The organism is Pelistega sp. MC2, from assembly GCF_900099475.1.
GTDB classification, from domain to species: domain Bacteria; phylum Pseudomonadota; class Gammaproteobacteria; order Burkholderiales; family Burkholderiaceae_B; genus Taylorella; species Taylorella indica.
In genome coordinates this window covers 120,047-145,443 of sequence record NZ_LT628274.1, presented here as the reverse complement: position 1 = coordinate 145,443, position 25,397 = coordinate 120,047, and the positions used below count along the sequence as shown (strand labels likewise).

Annotated in this window: 23 protein-coding genes; 6 read left to right on the top strand and 17 right to left on the bottom strand. The window is 37.9% G+C overall.

The window, feature by feature from the left end; all coding sequences use genetic code 11:
- Positions 1–10 precede the first annotated feature (10 nt).
- The 7 genes from mnhG to BQ4443_RS02410 all read right to left on the bottom strand — a co-directional run bounded on the left by mnhG (position 11) and on the right by BQ4443_RS02410 (position 7,368).
- Positions 11–337, bottom strand: a complete 327-nt coding sequence (gene mnhG, locus BQ4443_RS02440) for a monovalent cation/H(+) antiporter subunit G (protein ID WP_023950911.1) — start codon at positions 335–337, stop codon at positions 11–13.
- A complete protein-coding gene (locus BQ4443_RS02435) occupies positions 334–618 on the bottom strand; it encodes a K+/H+ antiporter subunit F (protein ID WP_071057945.1) in 285 nt (94 codons plus the stop codon). Before BQ4443_RS02435 ends, mnhG begins: the two co-directional genes overlap by 4 nt.
- The gene (locus tag BQ4443_RS02430) at positions 615–1,106 is read right to left on the bottom strand and encodes a Na+/H+ antiporter subunit E (RefSeq protein WP_023950913.1); all 492 of its coding nucleotides are present in this window, start codon (positions 1,104–1,106) and stop codon (positions 615–617) included. Before BQ4443_RS02430 ends, BQ4443_RS02435 begins: the two co-directional genes overlap by 4 nt.
- Positions 1,106–2,743, bottom strand: a complete 1,638-nt coding sequence (locus BQ4443_RS02425) for a monovalent cation/H+ antiporter subunit D (RefSeq protein WP_371128772.1) — start codon at positions 2,741–2,743, stop codon at positions 1,106–1,108. Before BQ4443_RS02425 ends, BQ4443_RS02430 begins: the two co-directional genes overlap by 1 nt.
- Positions 2,740–3,084, bottom strand: coding sequence for a Na+/H+ antiporter subunit C (locus BQ4443_RS02420; RefSeq protein WP_023950915.1), 345 nt, complete (start codon positions 3,082–3,084; stop codon positions 2,740–2,742). The genes BQ4443_RS02425 and BQ4443_RS02420 overlap by 4 nt, the downstream gene beginning before the upstream one ends.
- A complete protein-coding gene (locus BQ4443_RS02415; RefSeq protein WP_071057944.1) occupies positions 3,084–5,954 on the bottom strand; it encodes a monovalent cation/H+ antiporter subunit A in 2,871 nt (956 codons plus the stop codon). The genes BQ4443_RS02420 and BQ4443_RS02415 overlap by 1 nt, the downstream gene beginning before the upstream one ends.
- Positions 5,955–6,072: 118 nt before the next feature.
- A complete protein-coding gene (locus tag BQ4443_RS02410; protein WP_071057943.1) occupies positions 6,073–7,368 on the bottom strand; it encodes a sigma factor in 1,296 nt (431 codons plus the stop codon).
- 54 nt (positions 7,369–7,422) lie between these two features.
- Here BQ4443_RS02410 and BQ4443_RS02405 point away from each other — a divergent pair, with 54 nt between their 5' ends.
- Complete coding sequence (locus BQ4443_RS02405; protein ID WP_071057942.1) at positions 7,423–8,214, top strand: SDR family oxidoreductase; 792 nt, start codon at positions 7,423–7,425, stop codon at positions 8,212–8,214.
- A gap of 166 nt (positions 8,215–8,380) precedes the next feature.
- On the opposite strand, the gene BQ4443_RS02400 is transcribed toward BQ4443_RS02405, so the two are convergent.
- Genes BQ4443_RS02400 through BQ4443_RS12295 form a run of 3 tightly spaced genes read right to left on the bottom strand, consistent with a single transcriptional unit; the run spans position 8,381 to position 10,183 of the window.
- Complete coding sequence (locus BQ4443_RS02400; protein ID WP_071057941.1) at positions 8,381–9,367, bottom strand: Bug family tripartite tricarboxylate transporter substrate binding protein; 987 nt, start codon at positions 9,365–9,367, stop codon at positions 8,381–8,383.
- 20 nt (positions 9,368–9,387) lie between these two features.
- Positions 9,388–9,774, bottom strand: coding sequence for a hypothetical protein (locus tag BQ4443_RS02395; protein WP_023948746.1), 387 nt, complete (start codon positions 9,772–9,774; stop codon positions 9,388–9,390).
- The gene (locus tag BQ4443_RS12295) at positions 9,764–10,183 is read right to left on the bottom strand and encodes a hypothetical protein (protein ID WP_023948745.1); all 420 of its coding nucleotides are present in this window, start codon (positions 10,181–10,183) and stop codon (positions 9,764–9,766) included. The genes BQ4443_RS02395 and BQ4443_RS12295 overlap by 11 nt, the downstream gene beginning before the upstream one ends.
- A 99-nt stretch (positions 10,184–10,282) precedes the next feature.
- Here BQ4443_RS12295 and BQ4443_RS02385 point away from each other — a divergent pair, with 99 nt between their 5' ends.
- The 5 genes from BQ4443_RS02385 (at position 10,283) to BQ4443_RS02365 (ending at position 16,225) form a co-directional block, all read left to right on the top strand.
- Positions 10,283–10,975: a M23 family metallopeptidase gene (locus BQ4443_RS02385; protein ID WP_023948744.1), complete on the top strand. Its 693-nt coding sequence runs from the start codon at positions 10,283–10,285 to the stop codon at positions 10,973–10,975.
- Between the two features lie 198 nt (positions 10,976–11,173).
- Positions 11,174–12,100, top strand: a complete 927-nt coding sequence (locus BQ4443_RS02380) for a LysR family transcriptional regulator (protein WP_023948742.1) — start codon at positions 11,174–11,176, stop codon at positions 12,098–12,100.
- 137 nt (positions 12,101–12,237) lie between these two features.
- Complete coding sequence (locus BQ4443_RS02375; protein ID WP_023948740.1) at positions 12,238–13,341, top strand: ABC transporter substrate-binding protein; 1,104 nt, start codon at positions 12,238–12,240, stop codon at positions 13,339–13,341.
- Positions 13,342–13,449: 108 nt separating this feature from the next.
- Entirely contained in the window at positions 13,450–14,397 is a 948-nt protein-coding gene (locus BQ4443_RS02370) for a DMT family transporter (protein ID WP_071057940.1), read from the top strand.
- Positions 14,398–14,767: 370 nt separating this feature from the next.
- On the top strand, positions 14,768–16,225 hold the full coding sequence (locus tag BQ4443_RS02365; RefSeq protein WP_071057939.1) for an NAD-dependent succinate-semialdehyde dehydrogenase: 1,458 nt from the start codon (positions 14,768–14,770) through the stop codon (positions 16,223–16,225).
- Positions 16,226–16,359: 134 nt separating this feature from the next.
- On the opposite strand, the gene BQ4443_RS02360 is transcribed toward BQ4443_RS02365, so the two are convergent.
- The 7 genes from BQ4443_RS02360 to BQ4443_RS02330 form a co-directional block, all read right to left on the bottom strand.
- On the bottom strand, positions 16,360–16,938 hold the full coding sequence (locus tag BQ4443_RS02360; RefSeq protein ID WP_083331830.1) for a nitroreductase family protein: 579 nt from the start codon (positions 16,936–16,938) through the stop codon (positions 16,360–16,362).
- Positions 16,939–16,955: 17 nt separating this feature from the next.
- Positions 16,956–17,669 (bottom strand): pyridoxine 5'-phosphate synthase, encoded by a 714-nt coding sequence (gene pdxJ, locus BQ4443_RS02355; RefSeq protein ID WP_071057938.1) that lies wholly within the window; start codon positions 17,667–17,669, stop codon positions 16,956–16,958.
- Entirely contained in the window at positions 17,666–19,084 is a 1,419-nt protein-coding gene (locus BQ4443_RS02350) for an efflux transporter outer membrane subunit (RefSeq protein ID WP_071057937.1), read from the bottom strand. Before BQ4443_RS02350 ends, pdxJ begins: the two co-directional genes overlap by 4 nt.
- Positions 19,077–22,304, bottom strand: coding sequence for a multidrug efflux RND transporter permease subunit (locus BQ4443_RS02345; RefSeq protein WP_023948728.1), 3,228 nt, complete (start codon positions 22,302–22,304; stop codon positions 19,077–19,079). Before BQ4443_RS02345 ends, BQ4443_RS02350 begins: the two co-directional genes overlap by 8 nt.
- Before the next feature lie 11 nt (positions 22,305–22,315).
- Positions 22,316–23,539 carry an efflux RND transporter periplasmic adaptor subunit gene (locus tag BQ4443_RS02340; RefSeq protein ID WP_071057936.1) on the bottom strand — a complete coding sequence of 408 codons (1,224 nt, stop codon included), beginning with the start codon at positions 23,537–23,539 and terminating at the stop codon, positions 22,316–22,318.
- A gap of 158 nt (positions 23,540–23,697) precedes the next feature.
- Entirely contained in the window at positions 23,698–24,492 is a 795-nt protein-coding gene (locus BQ4443_RS02335) for an ABC transporter ATP-binding protein (protein ID WP_023948726.1), read from the bottom strand.
- Between the two features lie 4 nt (positions 24,493–24,496).
- On the bottom strand, positions 24,497–25,375 hold the full coding sequence (locus BQ4443_RS02330; protein WP_023948724.1) for an ABC transporter permease: 879 nt from the start codon (positions 25,373–25,375) through the stop codon (positions 24,497–24,499).
- Between the last annotated feature and the right edge of the window lie 22 nt (positions 25,376–25,397).

The window sequence follows — 25,397 nt, the reverse complement described above, 5'->3', positions numbered from 1 at the left end:
AGATTGCAGTTTAATTATTGTTATTACCTATTCTTTCTTCTCGTAAAGTATATGAACGCATTAGGAGCATAGCAGAAATAGGTGAGGTAATGAATAAGAAGATTACTATGACAATTTCGTGAAACATAACTCTGTCACCGACATAGTAGGTCATGATGGCTGAGGCAAGCAATACGAAGATTGTTCCTAAGGTATTTCCCATGGTTGTTGCATGAATACGTCCAGTAAAATCAGGAAAACGTAATAGACCTAAGGTACCAATTAAAGTGACTATACCACCCAAAACTAGCAAGATAGCAATAAATAAGCTGGGAAGAAAAGGAATCATCGTCATCATGGTTCAATTACCTCACCTCTTAGTAGAAATTTTGCTAAAGCCGCTGTTCCAGCAAAGCCAAATAGCGCAATTAGCAAAGCAATATCATAATACCATGAAGATCTAAACAGTATACCCAGGGTGATAATTAATAACATAGCATTCACATACATAGCATCTAACCCCCAAGCACGATCTTGCGGGCTACGCCCTTTAAACAAACGAATAGTACAAATCACAGTCCCTAATGCAAAGCATAAAATAGCAAAATGTGCAGCATACGTTATTAAATTAATATTCATTCAAATATTTCCAAGAGAAGCTTTTCATATCGATATTTAATGATGTTAAACCATTCTGATTCATCATCTAAATCTAATACATGCAAACGTAGAATATAATCATTTTCGGTTAAGCCAGACCATACAGTACCAGGCGTATAAGTCACTATACACGCTAAAACGGCTAATGCATGAGGATCTCGGATTTCCAAGGGGATATAGACATAGCCGGAAGTAAAATCATTACGTTTCCATTGCAAGATTAGTCGTCCAACATCTAGGTTTGATTTAAAAATATCGCTTACTACACGTAAGATGAGTTTAATTATTAACCATAATTTCCGAGGGTAGGCTAAATCGGGACGTAATTTTAAGGAAAGAATAACCAGCGTAAAACTGATTAAAAAACCTAATAAAGCTTGTGCGACATCTATTGTGTTATTCAGTAATAGCCACAATACTGTCAAAAAAATACTCATCGGTACCCAAAAGAATAGATTAAACATCATTAATCTCCTCCTGAGCTAGCTGTGGGAAGAGTATTACTAGATACTGCTTGCATATATTCATAAGGATCATCCAATGAATGTGCAGTGGCATTCATGTATGACATCACATCACTCACCCAGATCGTAATATATAAACAAGCCATTAATAATAAAGCAATTGGTAAGGCTTCTCGAAGACTTAATTTTGGAGGGTTTAAAGTGCCAGAACCCCAAAAAAGTCGGATACCTGTACGTCCAAGGACAATAACAGTTACCATACCAGAAAATAGCATAGAAATTACTAATAACCAGGCGTTATATGACGTCTCTCCCATTTCCGTGTAAGTCAATCTAACAGCTTGTGATAATAAGGCGAATTTTGCTAAAAAGCCGGAGAATGGAGGTAACCCAGCAATAATTAAAATACATGTAAAAAAAGCTAATCCTAAGAATGCCATTGAAGAGGGAATAGCTACGCCAACTACCTCACCAGAATAATCGGATGTTTTGTCTTGGTCTAGACCAAACGCCTCTAAAGAGACGGATAAAACACTGCGTGGTACCGCCTCAGTACGCCGGATAATTTCAACCAATAAGAAAGCAACGCCTAAGGCTAGAACTGAACTTACTAAATAATAAAGAGAAGGGCCTGTTAATGCCACTCCAGGCATTCCTAAAGCGGTTAATAAGGTGCCAGAAGAAATGACTATACAGAAAGAAATCATACGGCTGAGATTTTTTTCTGCTAAGAGACCAATAGCGCCATAACCAAGAGTAAATAAGCCGATGTAGTACATCCATTCCCCCCCAAAGCCTGCTGGGGCACCACTTGGTAAAAGAATAGAGCCTACTCTTAATAAAGCATAAATACCTACTTTGGTCATGATGGAGAAAATTGCTGCAACAGGTGCTACCGCAGAAGAGTAAGCATTGATTAGCCAGAAACTAAGGGGCCAAGCAGCCGCTTTAATTAGAAATGCCGTAGCCAAAAAAGCGCAAGCTGTTTCAAATAGGATACGTTCATCAAGGCTTAAATTACCGGCCTTCATGCCTAAATCAGCTAGATTTAACGTGCCTGTAATCGAGTAAATCATGGAAATACCAATGAGCATTAAAAAACCACCCATTAAATTCACAATAATATAGTGAAATCCTGAGCTTACTCTATTTTGTCCTGACCCATGCAACAGCAGACCATAGGAAGCTGCTAAAAATATCTCAAAAAAGACGAATAAATTAAATAAATCCCCTGTAACAAACGCACCATTTACTCCCATCAGAATAAACTGAAATAAAGAGTGAAAATGTACACCGGCTCTATCCCATAAGGAAGTCGAATAGATCAAGCACATAAGTCCTAAGCCGGCGGATAAAGTTAGCATTAAGGCAGCTAACCTATCTACTACGAGTACAATGCCAAAAGGCGCAGCCCAATTTCCCAAATGATAAACAGCAATATTATTTACCCAATGTACCGAGGAAAGGCTTCCGGATACAGCTAGCATTAATGTGATGCCTATGATTAACTGAGCAACAGAAGAGAATAATGCTATTAATTTATTGATTTTTCGTCTTTTTTCTTTTAAAAAGACAATTAATGCCCCAGCAGACATGGGTATAGCAATACTTAAGAGAGGGAAATGGTCAATTATCGTCACTCAGTATCTCCCTCATCATCCACATGGTCTGAACCGGATAAACCTCGTTTAGCCATAATGACGACTAAAATCAATGCTGTCATAGCAAAGCCAATCACAATCGCTGTTAATACAAGCGCTTGTGGAACAGGATCAGCATATAGAAGCGTATCTACAGGTGCCGTTTTATTAATGATAGCTGGAGCCCCTACAAACAAACGTCCTGTTCCAAATATAAATAAGTTAATCGCATAAGAGAGCAGGGAGATACCGATAATAGTCTGAAAGGTTCTAGGCCGTAAAATTAACCATACGCCTGAGCCAGCAAGTAGTCCAATCGCTAATGCATAAATAATTTCCATTACTGTCTTCCTTGTTGGCGTTGTTGAGAGCGTAAAGATTGGTGGGCAAGCGCCACTAGCATATAAGTAGAAGCCCCAACAACCAAAGCAAATACCCCTAAATCAAATAACATGACGCTAGATAAGTGTATGTCTCCCAGTAAGGGTAGATGCAAATCAAGAGTTAATGCCGTTAAAAATGGTTTATGCATGAAGACTGGTAATAACCCTGCCAATAGAGATAATAATAAACCAGCAGATAACCAAATTTGGGGTCGAATTCTCGAGTGCATTTCTACCCAATGAATGCCACTAATCATGTATTGGATAATAATTCCTATCGTAAAAATGACTCCTGCAACAAATCCACCACCTGGTAAGTTATGTCCTCTAAGGAAAAAGAAAATAGCGATTAAATTAATAACAGGGATAAGGAAACGAGCCAATACATTAGGAACTAAAAATGTCCCTCGAGGGAGTGCTTCATTTTCCTTGATTTTAGTTAAATCATTGGTTGTAATAGTTAATCTTTTTTCAAGAGCATATAAGCTTTCTTCAGGAGGACGGAAACGGCGTAGTAGGGCATAAACAGTTAAAGCGACTATCCCTAGTACAGTAATTTCACCATAGGTATCAAAGGCCCTGAAGTCTACAATGATTACATTGACTACATTTGTGCCTCCTCCCTGTGGCAAGGCATTCTCATTAAAAAATTTACCAATTGTGGGAATAGTATTTCTGGTAATCATTACATAGCTTAACAGGGCAATTCCCAGTCCTACTGACACAGCCATGATAGCATCACGAGAATGGCGTAAGCGAATGACGAGTTCATCTTCTAGGAGAATATTCTTTTGATTTTGCCTAGGTAACCAGCGTAATCCGAGTAATAGCAATACAACTGTTACAGTCTCTATGACGAGTTGAGTTAGTGCTAGGTCTGGCGCTGATAACCAGGCAAAGGTTAGGGTAGTGACAATACCAGCACCTCCAGTGAAAATAACCGCTCTAAATCTATTGAATTTAGCTTGATAAGCAGCACCTAAGGCACATAGCGCACCTACAGCCCAAAGTAAAGCAAAAGCTATGCTAAATTTAGTACGAGGTAGCCGGAACCAGTAATCGTAGTGCCAAATAGAAAAAACAGTAACGAATAACGTTATTGCCACCACCCAAAATATTTGTGTCTGAATACGATTAGAGTGAATATAACTGAACACGGTATCAGCCATATTATCAAGCTGATTCATAATACTATCAAATATCGTTCGACCATCAATTTTATGCAGGCCAAGAGTTCTTCCTGGGAGAATCTGTAGATAGGGGCGTAGCGTAAAATAGACAGCTATTCCCCCCATCAAAGCGATAATACTCATTAACAAGGGTAAGTTGATTCCATGAAAGATTGCCAAATCAATCTCAGGTGTCTGATCGGCTAGGATAGAATGTGCAGCGATATCTAGGATTGGTCCAACAATATAATGTGGCAAAATACCAATTAAAATGCATAGGCAGACTAAGACAGCACTAGGAAATAGCATCCATTTGGGTGGTTCATGTGGTTGTCGTGGTAATTCTGTGCTCAGAGAGCCAAAAAATACTCTAGTAATAAAACGTAGAGAATAGGCAACACTAAAAATACTCGCTACTACTGCGATCACAGGTAAAAAATAACTTTTAACATCATTAACTACTAGTGTTTGCGAAAAAAACATTTCTTTTGAAATAAAACCATTTAACAATGGTACGCCAGCCATTGCAGCGGCGGCTACCGTTGCTAACGTTGTAGTTAGTGGCATTACATGTCTTAATCCTGACAGTTTTTCTAAATCTCGTGTTCCTGTTTCATGATCAACAATACCTGTCGCCATAAATAAAGAGGCTTTAAACGTTGCATGATTAATCATATGAAAGATGGCTGCTACTAAGGCAAGATGGCTATTAAGTCCTAATAGCAGCGTGATGAGTCCTAAATGACTAATAGTCGAATAGGCTAGAATACCTTTCATATCTTTTTGAAAGGTTGCAATATATGCACCCAGCGTCAAAGAGCATAAGCCAGGTATGGCGATTAACCAAAACCATTGTTCTGTATTGGCTAACACTGGCCAGAAACGTGCTAGCAAGAAAACTCCGGCCTTGACTAATGTCGCTGAATGTAAATAAGCGGAAACAGGAGTAGGGGCTGCCATTGCATTTGGTAGCCAAAAATGAAAAGGAAACTGAGCACTCTTGGTCAATGCGCCTATAGCAAATAGCACAACGATAAGAGTGTAGTTTGGGCTACCTTGAAGAAGATAACCTGAAGCTAGAATATCGCTTAATTCATAGGAACCTACTACTTGACCTATTAACAGCATGGCAGCTAGCAAACAGAACCCACCAGCAACAGTAATAGTTAGAGAAATCCTAGCTCCTCGCCGTGCTTCAGGACGATGATGCCAGTAAGCAATTAGCATAAAAGAAGAGAGGGAGGTTAATTCCCAAAAAATCACTAACTGGATAACATTACCTGATAGTACTACACCTAGCATTGCCCCCATAAAAGCCAAAAAGAAAGCAAAAAAACGAGGCACAGGATCAGCGGGATCCATATAATATCGGGCGTATATAACGACCAAAACACCCATTAATGATACTAATAAAGCGAATAGCCAGGCAAAACCATCTAAGCGAAAAATAATGTTTAAATCAAGAAAGGGGAGCCATTCTATCTGGTGCTCAATTATTTTTCCTGCAAAAATATCAGGAGCATAACTGATAACAATGGTTGAACAGGCAAGAGCGACTAAAGCAGAAAGAATAGCTTCTCTATTTCGTGCGTTTTGGGGGAGTAATCCAGCGAGGATACTCCCTAAAAAAGGAAATAGTACAAGTAAAGCAAGAGCCATGTCTGAGTCGTTCTAAGTAAAGTTAAATATTGTTAATTTTACTAATTTTTTGCGTCAAAATGTTATTTTTCCGAGCTAACAATCAAATGATAAAATACGGTGAAAACTACTGAAACAGTTAAAACTTTACGACAAAACCTTCATAAAGAATTTGTCCAGTAATACTCTCCGGTTTTTGAATATTTGCAGGCTCTACACTGATTAATAATGTATCCCCTTGATTTAACTCAACGTCGCTTGGTAACAACGTTTCTTTATTGCCATCAATAGGAGCAATGGCTTTGGTAAGCCCTTGTGAATCACGCTGCCATAGCTGTAAACGTAATGTTTCTCCTAAATCTTGTTTAATGATAGGAATAATATGTGCTTTGCTTTGTCCTCTAAGCAAAAAGGCTGCTTGATTTGGAGGTGTGGTAGATGTTAATGTCGCTGTATAACGAATAGGGTTTTCAAATGGATGAAACACTAATAGGGCAGCAACTAATCCCAATAGACAAAAGCTAAATGTACGCCAAAAATTGCGACTAATCCAGAATTTTTTCAACCTAAATAAAAACTTATTAGACTGATCTGCATTTTCGGTTAGCGCTAATTCATCATCTAATTCATTGGTATCAATACTTGAATCTTTTTCTGGAAGAGTAGCTTGCTTAATCCTCACCCATAAATTATCTGGTGCTTTTTCTAAAATTAACTGATTTAAAAAGTGTAAAAACTCTTCTTCCCATACAAAAGTTAATTTTTCAGCAATTGGATCTTCATTCAACAGGGCATGCGCTTTGTTTTGCTCTGCTTCAGTAAGACCACCCAAGACAAATTCACCAATGAAGACAGTATGATCATGCTTGATATCTTGGAAGGTTGATCTTTTTTGAGTTAAATAGCGTAACCCCATTTGGATATTTTCTTTCAAGCGACCTAAAGGCATTGATAATAATGTCGCTGTATCAGCTAAGCTACGCCCACTAAAATAGGTAGTAATTAGTGTCTTTTGAGTCTCTTCAGGTAATTCTTCAAAAACTTGATAAAAAGACCCAGGCTCTACAAATTGATTAACCCCTGCATATAAGTTTGTACAAATTTCGCTCATGAGATTATCAGGTTCTTTTTTACTTTCTTTAATAGTCTGATAGTTTTTACGAATAGTGTTTTGCAGGTGAAATCTAAAAATTGTATAAATCCATCCACGAGGGTGGTTCAGGCTTTCCTCATAATATTGAGCATTATTCCAAATGATTTTAAAGGTTTCAACAACAGCATCTTCAGCAAGTTTATAATTGCGAAGTACTTTAAAAGCAAAAGTCAGCATCCAAGATACTTCTTGGTTGTATAGCGTCTGAAATGATTTTTTATTACCTTTGGCTATTGCTTTTAGTTCTTTTGCATATTGAAAATTATTTTTGTCCTGATCCATAATCTCAATCTCAACCTTAATGTTTTTTGAATTTTAGCCTAAATATTATCATTTATGAATGAGTTTACTAGTTTATCAACGACTTCTTTTTTAAAACATTTTAATCTTACAGGGAAAACAGTCTTTATATCTGCCTCTGTCAAAGGATTAGGTTTTTCTATGGCAATAGCATTAGCGTCTAGTGGTGCTACTGTATATATCAATGGTCGCAATCAAGAGGCACTTAACTATGCAGTGAAACAGGCACAAGCACAAGGTGTCTTCTTAAATGCTTATTGTGGCGACATGTCTACTCAACAAGCAATTGATGAATTAATGGATTTTTTCAGGCGACATAATAGACGCTGTGATGTACTTATTAATAATTTAGGCTTGCGATTAAGGAAAGATTGGCAACAAACAGAGTTTGCTGATATGCAATCATTACTAGATGCGAATTTACTTGCACCTATGTATTTATCACAGAAAATGATTCAACAAATGCCATCTGGTGGGCGAGTTATCTCTATGAGCTCAGTAGCAGGGAATATCGCACGAGTAGGAGATGCAATATACCCTATCACGAAATTGGGTATCGTCGCCATGACAAAATCACTAGCCGTTGAATACGCCCCAAAGAATATTACCGTCAATGCAATTGCGCCAGGGGCTTTTTTAACAGAATCAAATCAACAGCTAGCTGAGGATCCAATCAAGGGACAGCATATGCTAAATAGAATACCGATGCAGCGCTGGGGAAATCCGGATGAACTTAGTGGGATAGTCGTATTTTTAGCTAGTGAGCTTAGTAGTTATATGACAGGGCAGGTGATTACTATTGATGGTGGATTAACTGCATTATTCTAGCTGTTTTTATTAGAATAATTAATAATCTATAGCAGTTAAGACTCTTATCGCTCACAGTTAATAAGTATTAAAAAGGTGTATGACTTCTGATGAGCATACACCTTATAGGAAGTTATAAATTAACGGTCAAGCGGTTTTATTAATCGTTTAACTCATAATTTACTATTTACTTTTTCTTCAGATTTAAGCTTTCAATGATTGGCTGCCAAACCTCTTTTTCTTTCTTCATGAATGCTTTAAATTCTTCCTGTGTACTTGGAATGGCTTCCATATATTGTGCTTTAAATTTCTCCTGTATTTCAGGCTGTTTTAGGGCATCATAAAGAGCTTTATGTAATTTAGCTTGAATAGCAGGATCTACTTTGCTAGAAATAACAAAACCATTCCATGCTTGACTCACAATATTTGCCACCTTAGTTTCTTTTACTGTAGGTAGATCAGGCAAGCTTGAGCTTCTGGTTTCAGAGGCTTGAGCTAGAACGTTTAGTTTACCTTCTTTACCTAATGCAATAACAGCACCTGGTGCTAGTGTCGCAAATTGAGTGTCCCCCGCTAAAAGAGAAGTCACAGCATCTGGAGAGCCTTTATATTGAACCGTTGTCGCTGTAGTCCCTGTTTCTTTGAGTAATAGTTCACTCGTGAGGTGTGAGCCAGAGCCCACCCCAACCGTTGCAACATTATATTTGCCAGGATTCTCTTTTAGTTTTTCTACTAATTCTTTCAGTGTTGTTGCACCAGTTGCTTTGCTAGAAACTAAAATATTAGGTTGAGTCGCTGCTAATGTAAGAGGGGCTAAGTCTTTTTCCGGATCATACCCCAAATTATCAACGATGAATTGGTTATAAACTAGAGGTCCATTGATACTTAAACCAAAGGTATAGCCATCAGGATTGGCTTTAGCAATTTGTGCTGTAGCGATATTTCCACCTGCACCAGGTTTGTTTTCTACTACAATAGTTTTTCCTAATGTCTTACTTGCTTCTTGCGCAACAAGGCGAGCTACTAAATCTGGATTAGAGCCTGCACCAAAAGGAACGAGTAGTTTTAGTTCATGTTCGGGCCAATTTTCAACAGGAGTAGCCGCAATACTCATTGAACTAAAACCAATAAGTCCAACAGCTAATAAGGTGTTTTTTAAAAAATTTTTATTCATTTTGCTTCCTCAAAATATTATTAATTTTTCTCATTCATTTTTTTATCTAACTCCGCATTTGGATACCCAAATAAGGCGTCATAGTATAGATTCCCCGTACTATTCTCCGTTATCTTATCATTAAGAGATTCTGCCTTAGCATGAATAAACTCATCATGTGTCAAACTTCTTGAAAGAACATTGAAGCGTTGCTCGCAAAGGGGGAAAAAATCTTCATCTGTAGGCATTTCTTGATAGTTTTTAACATAAATCTGCTGCATACAAGTAATAACAGCTTTATGTTTATCATAATCAGTATAACCTGGTTCCAAATACTCTGCTGCATAAGATGGCGTAGTGAAGTAAGTTATCACGGCTAGTGAACCTATTATGCCAAGGCATCGTTCAAAGTAAGATTTATTGTTCATTTTTTGGCTCTAATCCTAATATGATGACGGCAATTGCTGTATTCACTCGCTTATCGTCAGGAGATAATGTGTCATAGATATCTTTTAGAACATATTTATTCGCAAAAGCATTTTTAAAATTGTCATAAATATGCTTATTCAGTGCTAAGTAATCTTCAAGACTAACTTCTTTCATAAATTCACTCAACCTAAATTGACATAATTTATCAATTTCTTTTGGCGTCATAGGTGACGTTTTTCCATTTCGAACAACGGTTAGACCAGATTCAATACCATCCTTACAATAACTTAGCAGTTCATTTTGAATATCGGTAGGATAGGGGGTTGAGTAACAGCCTGAAAGAAAAGAAATCAAAAAAATGGTGCATAGCACAGTTTTTTTTAGGGTGAATCTTAATTTGGAGGTCATAAGCAATAATTACATAGTAAAATTTATTGGCTAGGTATTATAGTCATAAATAATACATATTGACTATAGTACTTTGTTTTTTATTAACTAGGATTTAGCGTGCAAAAACTCATTCTAACTATATTGCTTACTTTTGTAGGTCATTCTGCATTCGCTCAAACCAGCTTCGATGAACCACAATTAAATTTAGACGCTTTAGACAATGATGTAAGTGTAACTTGTACTGATAAATGTGCTTCTGATTTAAAACTTGAGATGGTTACTTTTGAAAGTATCCTCAAAAAACCTGTGGGAAATGCTCGGATTACATCTGGCTATGGTTGGCGTATTCACCCAGTCTTAAAACGTAAAAAATTTCATCAAGGCGTAGATTATAGCGTTCCTATCGGTACACCAGTCCATGCTGCTCAATCAGGGACTATCGTCTATTTAGGCTGGATGTCAGGCTATGGTAATTTAGTGGTTATTAAACATGACAATGTTTATAGTACAGTGTATGGTCATTTAAATAGCTTTACCAAAGGACTGAAAGTAGGGTCAAAAGTAGAAAAAGGGCAGGTTTTTGCTAAGAGTGGTAATACAGGTCAATCAACAGGGCCTCATTTGCACTATGAAATCCGTGCACGAGGTTTGGCTGTTAATCACCAAACCGGCAAAGCATACTCAAATCAACTGCTAGTATTAGGTGAGCCTGGTACCGCACCAGAAAGTAAGGGTAATATTGCTATGGGTGCTGCTGGTGTCAAAGCCATTCGTAAGTCTAATGGCAGGATTAGGACTGTCTTGCGTTAATTATCTATCCATCCTTTTGTATTCTCAATTAAGCGTTTAATTAATCTTTTATGGTTAATTACACGCTTATTGTTCTTTATTCTCTAGCGCATATAGCCAATATACACATAATCCTTTGTTTTATGACTATATTTATGAATTATTTTAATAAATATTTTTTTATGTTTATAATAATATTCATAGTTTAGAGGCAAACCTATGGATACTTTTTTAGAGCTGAAACATTTAAAAACCTTATTAGCACTAGCAGAAACTGGGACTGTATCCACGGCTGCTCAACGTCTATTTGTGACTCAATCAGCGCTGTCACATCAAATCCGTTCTATTGAAGAACACTTCAATGTCTCTTTGTTTGAGCGTAAATCATCTCCTTTACGTTTTACAATTGCAGGAGAGCGTTTGTTGCGGTTAGCTCAAGAAATTACGCCCTTAATCAGCGAGGCTGAGCGTGATATTGTTCAGATTGTAGAGGGAGAAGCAGGGGAGTTAAGAATTGCTGTCGAGTGTCATACCTGTTTCGACTGGCTAATGCCTGCAATGGATTTATTCCGATCATTATGGCCTAAAGTAGAGTTAGATATCGTTTCTGGTTTTCACTCAGATCCTGTCGGGTTATTGCTCACTCATAGAGCAGATATTGCTATTGTCTCTGATATGGAGTCACAAGCAGGGGTTAGTTATAAACCATTGTTTTCATATGAAATGGTGGGAATTTGTGCGGCTGATCATCCATTAGCCCAAAAAGCTATTTGGGAGGCCTCTGACTTCAAAGAAGAAACGCTCATTACATATCCAGTGCCTGATGATATGCTGGATTTGATACGGAAAGTACTGAGACCTGCCAATATAGAGCCCAAAAAAAGACTTAGTGAACTGACAATTGCCATTATTCAATTAGTAGCTAGTCGTCGTGGCATCGCTGCTTTACCTTATTGGACGGTACTGCCGTATTTACAAAAAGGGTATGTTGTGGCAAAGCAAATTGGACAAACTCCATTGCGAAGTAATCTATATGCTGCTATACGTGAAAATCAAAAAAATATTGCCTATTTAAATGACTTTATTAAGATTGTTCAAGACCAGAGCTTTATGCGTTTACCAGGACTTATTCCATTGACCAACTAGCAATAGTGATCGTATTAATTTAATAAAACAAATAGTAAGTTTAATAGTTCTGACATTTTTTTGGAGTAAAAATAAAAATCATTATTATTATTGTTTTATGGTAGAATTCATTTTTTAATTTATCATTGAATAATTTTATGAAAAAAATTTTATTGGCTTCATTGCTTGCATTGGCATCATTAGGGCAGGTTGCTACAGCAGAAGTAAAAACCATTACTGATGTATTAGGCAGAGAGGTTAAAATTGATGTTCCTGTGAAACGGCCTATTATTTCATTCTACTATCCTGATTATGTCGCAGCAGTAGGGGTTGATAATTTCAAAAAGGTTGTTGGTATTTCACGAGAATTTTGGGAAAAATTTAATCCGGGTAGTTGGGCTTTATTTGCCGATAAGATCCCTTCTTTAAGCAATATTGCAGATGTTGGCTATGTGCCTAGTAATACTTTTGCCGTTGAAAAAGTTTTAACGCTAAAGCCTGATGTACTAATTATGCCAGCAATTCAATTTAACTCATTATCTAATGAAATTAAGCAATTAGAAGAGGCAGGCATCCCGATTGTTGTGGTTGATTTTAATGATCAAACCATAGAGAATCATACCAAGAGTATCCATTTATTTGGTGAACTAAACGGGGTCGAAGAACGCACGAATAAAATAGCAGATGAGTACGTGGCTGGGATGAACGATATTCAAACACGTGTTGCCAATGCACATCTGCCTAAGCCTAAAATTTATATTGAGTTCGGTAATAAAGGCCCAGCTGAGTATAGCTTTACATTTGGAAAAAATATGTGGGGAGCTATTGCTGAGCACGTGGGTGGAGACAATATTAGTAAACCGTTTGTTGAAAACTGGGGAAATATTAATCCTGAGCAATTTTTGACATCAAAACCTGATGTAGTGATTATTACGGGGACCGAAGCAGGAAACAAGACCAATCCTGATATCATGTCTATGGGTATAGATATCAGTGAAGAGGATGCTCAACATCGCTTGGCTAAGTTTATTACTAGAGCAGGGTGGAGTGATATTCCGGCTGTTAAAAATCATCGAATCTTCGGTATGTATCATACAGCATCTCGCTCAATTACCGACTTAGCTAGTGCGCAATTTATGGCAAAAGCATTGTATCCAGAACAATTTAAAGATATAGACCCTAACAAAACCTATATTGATTTCCATAAAAATTATTTACCTTTTGTTCCTAAAGGCACTTTTTTTATCCAGCTAGCACAGTAAAGTAGGGAAGAGAGTTTTGAGTTACCCGAAGAGAAAGTATCCATATACTTTCTCTTTTCTTTTATTTACAATACTAACTAATAGCACTGGATCTCATTTTTCACCGTTATGAAAACTTCGCAGCCTGTCGTTGGCTTTATCCTCACGCTTATTGTTATATTGTTGTGGGGAACATTACCGATTATTTTGCAGCCAATTTTAGCTTATATGGATACTCAAACGGTTATTTGGTATCGTTTCTTAGTAGCTGCCGTTGGTTTATTTTTATTATTGTCATTTTCTCATAGGCTACCACGGAAAAATCAATTTTTTAAAGAAGATATCAAATGGATTATTTTGGCAATAATTGGATTAGCGGCTAATTTTTATCTATTTAATCATTCACTTAACTATGTACCAGCCTCTGCTAGCCAAGTTATTAGCCCATTGACATCATTTTTTATGATTATTGTGGGTATTTTTGTATTTAAAGAATCAATGTCTTTATATCAAAAAATAGGTTTAGTCTTTGTCTTAATAGGATTACCTATCTTTTTTAATGATAAGTTAGCGACATTTACGCATCTAGATAAATATTCTTTTGGTATTTTATTATCCACAATGGCAAGCTTGATTTGGGTGCTATATGGGATAGCACAACGAATTTTGCTGCGACATTTTACCGCCCAACAAATCCTGTTATTTATCTATATAGGATGTTTTATCGCTTACACGCCATTCACATCGCCAGCAGAGATTTTTAATGTGCCTATGTTTGCGATGATAGCTTTAGGATATGCTTGCGTAAACACAATATTGGCCTATGGCTGCTATGCAGAAGCATTAAATCGTTGGGATATTTCCAAGGTAAGTATGTTGATGCCATTGATCCCAATCGTCACAATTATTTGTGCATATTTGTTTTCTGGGATGTTTCCAGATTATTTTAAATCTCCACAATTAAATAGTTTAAGTGTATTAGGTGCAATTATTGTCGTAATGGGATCGTTCATATCAGCTCTTGGAAATATTTTATTTAGTCAGCGTAGTAAAAGACAACCGCATATAAAAACGTAATCATATATTCTTTGTGTAGATAGTCTTGTGAGAAATCAACAAATCAGATTTAGGAAGTAGATAGGTAATCTAGAGAATTATAGATATAAATTCACCATATAATATTCGCATAATATATATTATGTAAAGTTAAGTATTTAGTATTATTAAACCTTACTTAAGTTTTATCCCCTATAAGTAATAAATACTCTGATTTTTCATTTTCACGTCCAATCATGCGTGAACTAATGGCTATAGTATATGTAGTTATAGCTTTATGGTTTCATTATCGGTGCATAAACTATATAATAAGCTCTCCAATCGTAATTCTATGGCAAGCACAAGCTAGATTTCTTACTTTTGTCAGCAAAAGTTGTGCTAGAAGGAAAAAATAATGCAGTTAAAAGATAGTTCTTTATTAAAGCATCAATGCTATATCGGTGGTAAATGGCTAGATGCGCAAACTGGTGATGTGATTGCTGTGATGAACCCTGCTACTGGTGAGCAAATTGCAACGGTACCTAATATGGGTATTACTGAAGCTCGACTAGCAATTGAGGCAGCTAATAGCGCTTTTAAACAATGGAAATCACTAGTATCCACTGAAAGATCTATTATTTTAAAAAAATGGCATGACTTACTGATTGAAAATAAAGAAGATTTAGGTTTAATACTTTGCTCTGAGCAAGGAAAACCACTGCCAGAGGCGATCAAAGAGGTGGTTCATGGTGCAGCCTACATAGGCTGGTATGCGGAAGAAACTAAGCGAATTGTTGGGGATATCATCCCTACCCCTGCTCCAGGCAAAAAAGCATTAATTTTAAAAGAGCCTATTGGCGTATGTGCTGCTATTACACCATGGAATTTCCCAAATTCCATGATTACACGCAAAGCATCGCCAGCACTAGCCGCTGGGTGTACATTTGTGATCCGACCTGCATCTAAAACCCCTCTTTCTGCGTTGGCTATTGCAGAGCTGGCTCATAGAGCAGGTATTCCAGCAGGCGTTTTTAATGTTATCACCGGCAGTCGTCAAATTGGAGATGAATTAACGACAAATCCAATTGTACGAAAATTCAGCTTCACAGGTTCAACAGCTGTTGGTGCTAAATTAATGGAACAATGCGCTAGTACGATTAAAAAAGTTTCTCTAGAGCTAGGCGGAAATGCACCGTTTATTGTCTTTGATGATGCCGATATTGATGAAGCCATCAGAGGGGCGATTGCCAGTAAATATCGTAATGCTGGTCAAACCTGCGTATGTGCCAATCGTATCTATGTCCAATCAGGTATTTATGATGAATTTGTAGCAAGATTCTCTGCTGTCGTTGATCAGCTTATTGTTGGAAATGGTCTTGAGAAAAACGTGACTGTCGGCCCTTTAATTGATAAAGAGGCGATCATCAAAGTGCAGCACCAGATACAAGATGCATTAGATAATGGCGCAACCTTAGTAAGAGGTGGACATATTCATTCTAAAGGAGAATTATTTTTTGAACCCACTATTTTAGCCAACGTTACTCAAGATATGATTGTATCCAAAGAAGAAACGTTTGGACCTCTTGCGCCTATTTTTAAGTTCGATACCGAAGAAGAAGTTATTCGGTATGCAAATGACACTATCTATGGTTTAGCCGCTTATTTCTTTTCGCGTGATCTTGGTAGAATTTTCAGAGTAACTGAAGCACTGGAATATGGTATGGTGGGTGCTAATACAGGGACACTGTCTAATGAAATGGCCCCTTTTGGTGGTATCAAACAATCAGGTATTGGGCGTGAAGGATCTAAATATGGGATGGATGATTACCTTGAATTAAAATATACGCTTATAGCCGGACTTAATAACTAAGAACACTCCTTACCAAGTCCTTACCAAGTCGCATCATAGCTTTTTAACTAATAAAAAGGACAAAATGGACTATTCTAAAGTATTGAATAGTCCATTTTCAGCATTTTAAGCAAAGGAATAGTTAATTAAGCGCTCTAAAGAGGTGTAGACCACTCTTCTACAAAATTATGGTAATCCCCTCTTTCTTTTTGTGGAATTGACATTTTAGGCGTTCCCACCGCTAAAAAACCTAAGAAACGGTAATCTAACGGGTCAAAACCTAAACCTGTTTGAAACTCTTCAATATAGGTTGCTATTCCTGTGCTCCAGAATACACCATATCCCATCATTTGTAGGGAATTGATTAGGTTCATTGTGGCACAACCTGTGGCTAAGACTCTTTCTTGTTCAGGAATTTGAGAGCCATAGTCAATATGGCAAGCAATTGCAATGAATAAAGGAACATCCTCAATCCATTGACGAACAGCAGCAAGCTTTTCATCCTTTAACGGTTTATCGCTATGTTGACGAAGATTAATGGCATAATCAACAAAGGTTTTAGTATTCTCTTGTCGAATTACTTTGAATCGCCAAGGTCTAAGTTTGCCATGATCTGGAGCTGACATTGCCGCCGTAAATGCTAGAGATAATTCCTCATCACTAGGTGCGGGTGCAGTGAGCAGTTTCATTGAATTACGGTTAATGATTAATTCAATAGCATCTTTATATTGCATATAATCCCCTCTTCTCGTTAAACCAATAAGGCTTTCATATCACGCACAGCTTTTTCCCAACCATCAAAAACAGCTTGCGCCACAATAGCATGACCAATATTTAATTCACTAATGCCACCCAAAGCAACAATCGCTTGCACATTTTGATAGTGTAAACCATGTCCTGCATTGACTTTGAGTCCATTGGCTAGACCAACGCTAATCGCCTTTTTGAGCCGTTGAACTTCAGCCTCAATCTGGTCTGATTGCTTCGCTTCGGCATAAGCACCTGTATGCAACTCAATAACTCCTGCTCCACATTTTACTGCTGCTTCAATTTGTGACTCTTCAGGATCAATGAATAGAGAGACACGAATACCATTATCATGCAATAGGGAGACAGCATCTTTGGTTTGATTGAAAAATCTGACAACATCAAGACCACCTTCTGTTGTCAATTCTTCGCGACGTTCTGGCACGAGACATACATCTTGAGGCTTAACATCACAAGCAATTCTCAGCATTTCTTCTGTAATCGCACATTCAAGGTTCATTCTAGTCATTAGCTGAGGACGCATAGCATAAACATCTTTATCTTGAATATGTCTTCTGTCTTCTCTTAGATGCAAGGTAATCGCATCAGCACCGGCTTGCTCTGCTAATAAAGCTGCTTTAATAGGATCTGGATAGTCGCAATGACGTTGCTGGCGCAGTGTTGCGACATGATCAATATTTACACCTAATTCAATCATTTTGTTTTTACAATATCTGTAGCTGACCAACCACCACCGAGTGCTTTATACAAAGCAATTTTGTTCTGTAAAGACTCAAGTCCTACAGATAAAAAATTTTGCTTAACATTAAGTACGGTGACCTGTGCAGATTGTACCTGTAAAAAGCTATCAATACCACTTTTATAACGCATAGTAGAAAGTTTTAATGACTGCTCTGCTGCATTAGTTTGAGAACGCAAAGCATTCAATTGATCTTTATAGGTTCGAACACCAATCAACGCATCATTCACTTCTTGGAAAGCTGTCTGGATATCTTTTTCATAGGTAGCCACTTGAATATCTTTACGAATTTTCGCTAAATCTAAGCTTCCCTGTAAAGAACCTGCCGTGAATAAAGGCATGGATACAGTAGGTGTAAAAGACCACATTTCTTGCCCTGAATTAAATAGATGACCTAATTGGGCACTTGCCACTCCAAACATGGCTGTTAAGCTAATAGAAGGAAAAAATGCTGCTCTTGCGGCACCAATATTCGCATTAGCTGCTTTTAAGTTATGCTCATCGGCCATAATATCTGGGCGACGCGTCAATAAATCAGAAGGCAAGCCTGCTGGTATAGTATCTAGCATGACATCACTGCCAAAAGGAGCTGCCTTCGGTAAAGACATGGGCATTTCTTGGCCTAATATAACTTCTAGAGCATTTTTAGTTTGCTCTTTGGAACGTTGCAATTGAGCCAAACTCGCTTTTGCTGCTTCTAATGACGATTTCGCTTGATTGACATCTAGCATTGAAGCGACTCCTGCTTTAAAACGAGCATTAGTTAACTGATAGCTAGCTTGATAAGAAGAAATCGTATCGTTATAAAGCAATTCCATTTCTTCTAAAGCACGAAGCGAAAAATATGTATTTGCCAATGTTGTGATAACACTAATTTGTGCTGTTCGTTGGGCTTGCGCTGTTGCATAGAAAGACTCTAAAGCAGCTTCATTTTGATTACGAATTTTGCCAAAAAAATCTAACTCAAAACTGTTCAAGCCAATACCCGCTTTATATGAACGAGACAAGTAACGACTACCTGTTTGACTTAAATCTGCAGGCAATTTTTGAGCGCTCTCAGAACCACTTAAACCTATGTTAGGGAAAAGACTACTTTGCGTAATCCCATATTGTGCTTTTGCTGCCTCTACATTTTTAATGGCAATGCGTAAATCACGATTATTCTCTAACGCAATAGGTATTAATGCTTTTAGACGTTGGTCATAGAAAAAGTTTTCCCATCCAATATCAGCGGCAGTTCTTCCACTTTCATGAGCATATTTATAACTATCTTGTGCAATAGGACTTACTGGTGTTTCATACTTAGGTGCCAAATTACATGCAGCCAAGAACACACTACTAGTTAATAAAGAAATACGTCCAAATTTAGTCATTATTTTTCTCCATATCTCTTGACGATGTATATTCATTCATGTCTGCATAAATCTGATCTTTATACTGACGCTCTTGCAAGGCCATATCCTCTAACTCTTGTTGTTCGCCCAGTAATTTAGGTTTTGTCTTGAATAAACGCAAGATAAATACAAAGAATACAGGTACAAAAATCAAGGAAAAAGGTGTTACTGCCAGCATCCCACCCAATACCGCTAAACCAACTGCTTTTTGACCAGCTGCCCCTGCTCCTGTTGCGAACACTAGAGGAATGACACCCATAATAAAAGCAAAGGATGTCATCAAAATTGGACGGAAACGTAAGTGTGCTGCTTCAATAGCGGACTCAACTAGACTTGTACCTTTAGCATAGGCATCTTTAGCAAATTCCACAATTAAAATAGCATTTTTAGCTGAAAGCCCCATCACCGTAATCATACCTACTTGGAAATAAATATCGTTAGACTTATTCAATAGATAAGTTAATCCTGCAGTACCTAACATACCTAATGGCACAATTAACATAGCAGAAAATGGGATTGACCAACTTTCATATAAAGCGGCTAATACTAAGAATACCACTAGCATCGCTAATGCCATCATGATAGGCGCTTGATTACCTGCTTGAACTTCTTGGAACGATAGTCCTGACCACTCATAACCAACGCCCGCTGGTAACTCTTCTTTAATAATTTTCTCAACTATTGCCATAACCTCACCGTTAGCGTGCCCTGGAGCTGCACCACCGGAAATATTTAAAGCATCATAGCTATTAAAGCGTTTTACTTGTGACGGACCATTTGTCCATTTGGCATCGACTACAGAGCCTAAATCAACAAGATTACCACTAGTATTTTTAACTTTAAGTGCCAAGATTTTATCTAAGTCAGAGCGATAATCAGTATCTGCTTGTACCCATACGTTCTGCATGCGGCCATTATTCGGGAATTTACCAATAAAGTTTGTTCCTACTGAGGTACCTAATACTGAACGAATTTCTGAGATATTAACCCCTAATGCAGCAGCTTTATCACGATTAATATTGATTTGTAACTGTGGGCCAGGGCCTAATCCTGAAATACGAGGATTGGTCACAATACCTGTGGCTGTTGCCTTAGCAATCAATGTTTGTGCTGCCGCTCTTAATGCCTCTTGCCCTATCCCTCCACGGTCTTGTAACTGCAAATCAAAACCAGACGAGTTACCTAATGAAGAAATTGCCGGTGGGATCAAGCTAAATACAGTGGCATCAGGAATACCATACAGTAGCGCACCTGTTGCTTTACCAGCAATAACGCTTGCCGCACTCTGTGGGGATGTTCGTTCGGAAAAATCTTTTAAAGTAGCAAATGCAATACCTGCATTCAACCCACTACCATTAAAGCTAAATCCTTGTACAGCAATAATATTGTTAAGCTCAGGCTGTTTTAAATAAAACCCTTCGATTTGCTTAATCACATCAACAGTCCGATTGGCAGATACACCCGCAGGTAACTCAATATTAGTAATGGTATATCCCTGATCTTCCTCAGGCATAAATGAGCTCGGTAATTGCATAAACAGATATACAGCACTACCTACTAAAATGAGATATATAATCATCATTCTTACGCTACGCTTAATAAGCCCTGCAACACCTGCTGAATAACGATGTGTTAATTTATCAAATCCACGGTTAAACCAACCAAAGAACCCTTTCTTCTCTAAATGGTGTCCTTTAGGAATAGGCTTTAATATCGTTGCACAAAGTGCTGGGGTAAACGTTAATGCTAAAAACCCTGAAAATGCAATGGATACTGCCATCGCTACCGCAAATTGACGATAAATAACACCTGACGATCCTGACATGAATAACAATGGGAAAAACACCGTTACTAAGACCAAGGTAATCCCTACAATAGCCCCTGAAATCTGTGGCATGGCTTTTAACGTGGCTTGCATAGGGGGTAGGCCTTCAGTCGCCATGATACGCTCCACATTTTCAACCACCACAATGGCATCGTCCACCAGAATACCAATAGCCAGCACCATAGCAAACATGGTCAGAATATTAATAGAGTATCCTAAAAATAACAATGCAGCTACCGTTCCTAATAACGCTACTGGTACTACTAGAGAAGGAATTAATGTATAGCGAATGTTTTGTAAAAACACAAACATAACGACAAATACTAATAAGATTGCCTCAATTAATGTATGGAAAACTTTATTGATTGAAGCATCAATATAGGGTGCCGTATTATAAGGAATTGTATAGGTCACACCAGCTGGGAAATATTGAGAGAGTTTATCTAACTCTTGTTTAATAAGTCCTTCTGTTTCTAAAGCATTAGCACCAGGTGCAAGTGAGATGGCAAACACCGCTGTTGGTTTACCATTGAGACGCGCGGAGTTAGAATAAGATGTCAATCCAATTTCAACACGAGCAACATCCTTTAATCGTACAATCGCACCATTTGTATCTGCTCTCAAGACTACATTTTCAAAATCTTGTACAGTAGTTAACTCACCATTTGAGCGAACAACAGCACTAATTGTTTGTGACTCTTCATTAGGCGGTGCACCCATTACACCCGATGAAATATTTACGTGTTGTGCAGATAAAGCAGTATTTACATCTGACATACTCATGCCATAGCTCGTCAGTTTTGCAGGATTTACCCAAATACGCATTGCACGTTCGGCACTAAATAATTGGAAATTCCCTACCCCTTTCACACGAGAAATGCTATTTTTAACATTTCTCGTGATATAGTCCGCAATATCCGCCGCTGATTGTGAACCATCTTTGGAGCTCAACGCTACAATTAAAAGGAAGTTGGAATTTTGTTTACTGTAACGTAAACCTTGTTGAATAACTGATGTTGGCAAACTAGACGTAATATTCCCCACTGCATTTTGCACATCAATCTGGGCTTGGTTTGCACTCGTCCCTGGATTAAAAGTGATTTCGATTTGGGCATTACCGTTAGTATCACTGGTGGAAGAATAATATAAAAGATTATCCACACCATTTAATTCATCCTCAATCAAGCTGGTTACAGATCGAGAAACTTCTTCTGGAGAAGCACCTGGGTATGTTGCTGTCACTCTAACTGTAGGAGGAGCCACATCGGGATATTGTGCAATAGGCATATTTGGTAATGCCAATAAGCCCATTAATAAAATAAGAAGCGCAATTACCCAAGCAAAAATGGGGCGATGAATAAAAAATTTAGACATAATTGACTACCTTACTTAGTCGTTTTTTCTTGGGCAGGTGCTGTTGCTGGCTGTGCTGCTTTATTATCTTTTGACCAAGGGATTGCTTTTACAGGTACACCAGGACCAATCTTAGTAAAGCCCTCTACAATTAATTGTTCACCTGCAGTTAAGCCTGAGGAAATTACTGTTTTTTGTCCTATTTGACTGCCTAGCGTCACGGGTTTAAGGGCAACTTTTCCGCCATCAACAACGTAGACCATATTAGAACCATCAGATTTTCGCTGAATCGCTTGTGTTGGCACAACAATGGCATTTTTGTTAATACCACGTTCTAGTTTCACTTGAACATACATACCGGGCAATAATAAGTGTTGCGCATTAGGAAATGTTGCTCTTAGATTAACTTTTCCTGTCGAAGGATCTACCGTAACACCACTAAATAATAATTTGCCTTTTTGCTCATATTCTGTACCATCTTCGAGAATAAGAGATACAGCCGCTGCATCAGCATCAACTTTTTCTAGCTCACCATTTAGAAATGCTTTGCGTAATTGCGTCATTTCGTTAGTGGATTGGGTAAAGTCTGCATACACTTCATCTAATTGCTGTACCTTAGCTAATTCAGTCGCACTGGTCGCCGATACCAGTGCACCTTCTGTCACTAAAGCTTCACCAATAATCCCATCTATTGGCGATGTTACATTCGTATAGGATAAATTAATTTTTGCTGTCTGAACGGCGGCCTTGGCAGCCTCAATAGAAGCCACAGATTGCTGAGCAGAAGCGATAGCATTGTCATAGTCTTGTCTACTAATTGCATTGGCTTTAATAAGTTCTTGATAACGTTTCGCTAATGAATTAGCACTTGCTGCTGATGCTCTAGCTTGGTTCAAATTAGCTTGTGCTTGATTTAAGGCTGCTTGATAAGTAGCAGGGTCGATTTTAAATAATAAATCCCCCTCTTTCACTGTACTGCCCTGTTTGAAATTAATGCTTTGCACAATACCAGTAACTCGTGCACGTACTTCAGCATCTTTGGTCGCATTAATACGACCAGGTAACGTCGTATAAATATGTGCTTCTTCAGGCTGTAATGTTATTGTGGCAACATTCATTGGAGGACGTTGTTGTGCTGCTGCATTATTAGAAGAAGGTTTACATGCTGTTAAAACAAAGATAGAGGCTAGTGCTGTAACAAGCAAGCCTTTATTAAAAGTAATTTTTGTCATCATAAATCGGAATAAAATAGTCATTGCTGATGGTGATAGAGCACCATTCTAAGCATAGCAAGAGGATATTTACAGTATTTTATTGCAATTTATTTGCTTAGGCAAGTATTTTTACTATTGATAATAAAAATCTCTTACGTTCCGACTAGAAAATAAGAGATTTTATAAACATGAACTAGTAATTAACCAAGTAAGAGAGCATCGTCTTCAATAATTTCACCACGTACTTTTTCGAACATTTGCAATAACTCGTGCACTGTCATATGCTCACGTTCTTGACCACTTACGTCCAATACGACATTGCCTTGATGCAGCATAATGGTGCGTGTACCAATTTCTAAGGCTTGTTTCATACTATGCGTTACCATCATGGTGGTTAATTTTTTCTCTGCCACAATTTTTTCTGTGAGTTCTAGAACAAAATTTGCAGTGCGAGGGTCAAGGGCGGCCGTATGCTCATCTAATAGTAAAATTTTGCTCGGCTGCAGCGCCGCCATTAAAAGACTGACTGCTTGACGCTGCCCACCTGATAATAGCCCTATCCTATCTGTAAGACGATTTTCCAACCCCAAACCTAAAATACTCAGTCTCTCTTTAAAGACTTCGCGCATACTATTGGTAACTGCACTTGATAAGCCTCTTTTCTTACCCCGTTGATAAGCTAGTGCCATATTTTCTTCAATGGTTAAATCTTCACAAGTCCCTGCCATTGGGTCTTGGAAAACTCGAGCAACATTAGGAGCACGCTGCCAACTGTATTTTTTTGTGACTTCTTCATCATCAACAAAAATACTGCCTGAATCAACGATTAACTCCCCTGCTACAGCATTTAAGAAAGTTGACTTGCCTGCACCATTTGATCCAATCACTGTCACAAATTCGCCTTCAGGAATTGTCAAAGACAATCCCTGTAATGCACGTGTCTCGATAGGCGTATTTTTATTAAATGTAATTCGTAACTCTTTCGCCACTAACATGATATTACCTTTTGAATTTCTGCTTTAGCTTAGGCAAGATTAACGCAATCGTTACCAATACAGCGGTGATTAAATTTAGGTCTTGTGCTTTTAACCCAATAAAGTCACTATTGAGTGCTAAGGCAATAAAGAAACGATATAAGATGGCACCTACTATCACCGCTAGTGTTGCATAGATAAAACGCCTTGAGGTGATAATACTTTGACCCACAATAACAGCTGCCAAACCAATCACAATAGTTCCAATCCCCATAGAGATATCGGCACCACCCTGTGACTGAGCAAACATAGCACCTCCTAAGCCTACCAACGCATTAGAAATAGCCATACCTAGTAAGACCATTCTATTAGTAGGAATCCCCTGTGCTCTCGCCATACGTAAATTTGATCCTGTTGAACGCATACCCAGACCTATCTCCGTCGAGAAGAACCAGTCCATAAAAAGTTTTGCAACGACGACCATAAGTCCTAATAAAACAGGTCGCCACTCATAATCGGTTAGAAAGCCTAACTGGGTAACAGTAAAGACAGTATCATTAGTGATTAATGGAATATTAGGACCGTCCATAATGCGAAGATTAATGGAATACAATGCTGTCATCATCAAAATTGATGCTAACAAATCCATGATGCCTAACTTAACATTTAACCAAGCTGTAATCATCCCTGCAAAAGCACAGACCAGCATAGCAACAATAGAAGCACTAAAAGGGTCAATACCATTACTAATGAGTAATGCCGTTACAGCACCACCAGTAGCAAAAGTACCATCAACTGTTAAATCAGGGAAACGTAAAATTTTAAAGGAGATAAACACTCCTAGGGCAACAAGACTATAGATAAATCCAAGCTCTAGTGCCCCTAAGGATGCAAAAAATGACATAAGATGTTAGGTAACCTTTAAA

Excerpts from the sequence above, each read along its gene's own strand:
- mnhG (WP_023950911.1), bottom strand. The coding sequence starts at position 337 with ATGATGACGATGATTCCTTTTCTTCCCAGCTTATTTATTGCTATCTTG.
- BQ4443_RS12295 (WP_023948745.1), bottom strand. The coding sequence starts at position 10,183 with ATGACCTCCAAATTAAGATTCACCCTAAAAAAAACTGTGCTATGCACC.
- pdxJ (WP_071057938.1), bottom strand. The coding sequence starts at position 17,669 with ATGATTGAATTAGGTGTAAATATTGATCATGTCGCAACACTGCGCCAG.
- BQ4443_RS02435 (WP_071057945.1), bottom strand. The coding sequence starts at position 618 with ATGAATATTAATTTAATAACGTATGCTGCACATTTTGCTATTTTATGC.
- BQ4443_RS02420 (WP_023950915.1), bottom strand. The coding sequence starts at position 3,084 with ATGGAAATTATTTATGCATTAGCGATTGGACTACTTGCTGGCTCAGGC.
- BQ4443_RS02345 (WP_023948728.1), bottom strand. The coding sequence starts at position 22,304 with ATGTCTAAATTTTTTATTCATCGCCCCATTTTTGCTTGGGTAATTGCG.
- BQ4443_RS02360 (WP_083331830.1), bottom strand. The coding sequence starts at position 16,938 with ATGCAATATAAAGATGCTATTGAATTAATCATTAACCGTAATTCAATG.
- BQ4443_RS02405 (WP_071057942.1), top strand. The coding sequence starts at position 7,423 with ATGAATGAGTTTACTAGTTTATCAACGACTTCTTTTTTAAAACATTTT.
- BQ4443_RS02340 (WP_071057936.1), bottom strand. The coding sequence starts at position 23,539 with ATGACTATTTTATTCCGATTTATGATGACAAAAATTACTTTTAATAAA.
- BQ4443_RS02400 (WP_071057941.1), bottom strand. The coding sequence starts at position 9,367 with ATGAATAAAAATTTTTTAAAAAACACCTTATTAGCTGTTGGACTTATT.
- BQ4443_RS02335 (WP_023948726.1), bottom strand. The coding sequence starts at position 24,492 with ATGTTAGTGGCGAAAGAGTTACGAATTACATTTAATAAAAATACGCCT.
- BQ4443_RS02415 (WP_071057944.1), bottom strand. The coding sequence starts at position 5,954 with ATGGCTCTTGCTTTACTTGTACTATTTCCTTTTTTAGGGAGTATCCTC.
- BQ4443_RS02330 (WP_023948724.1), bottom strand. The coding sequence starts at position 25,375 with ATGTCATTTTTTGCATCCTTAGGGGCACTAGAGCTTGGATTTATCTAT.
- BQ4443_RS02370 (WP_071057940.1), top strand. The coding sequence starts at position 13,450 with ATGAAAACTTCGCAGCCTGTCGTTGGCTTTATCCTCACGCTTATTGTT.
- BQ4443_RS02430 (WP_023950913.1), bottom strand. The coding sequence starts at position 1,106 with ATGATGTTTAATCTATTCTTTTGGGTACCGATGAGTATTTTTTTGACA.
- BQ4443_RS02380 (WP_023948742.1), top strand. The coding sequence starts at position 11,174 with ATGGATACTTTTTTAGAGCTGAAACATTTAAAAACCTTATTAGCACTA.
- BQ4443_RS02350 (WP_071057937.1), bottom strand. The coding sequence starts at position 19,084 with ATGACTAAATTTGGACGTATTTCTTTATTAACTAGTAGTGTGTTCTTG.
- BQ4443_RS02395 (WP_023948746.1), bottom strand. The coding sequence starts at position 9,774 with ATGAACAATAAATCTTACTTTGAACGATGCCTTGGCATAATAGGTTCA.
- BQ4443_RS02410 (WP_071057943.1), bottom strand. The coding sequence starts at position 7,368 with ATGGATCAGGACAAAAATAATTTTCAATATGCAAAAGAACTAAAAGCA.
- BQ4443_RS02375 (WP_023948740.1), top strand. The coding sequence starts at position 12,238 with ATGAAAAAAATTTTATTGGCTTCATTGCTTGCATTGGCATCATTAGGG.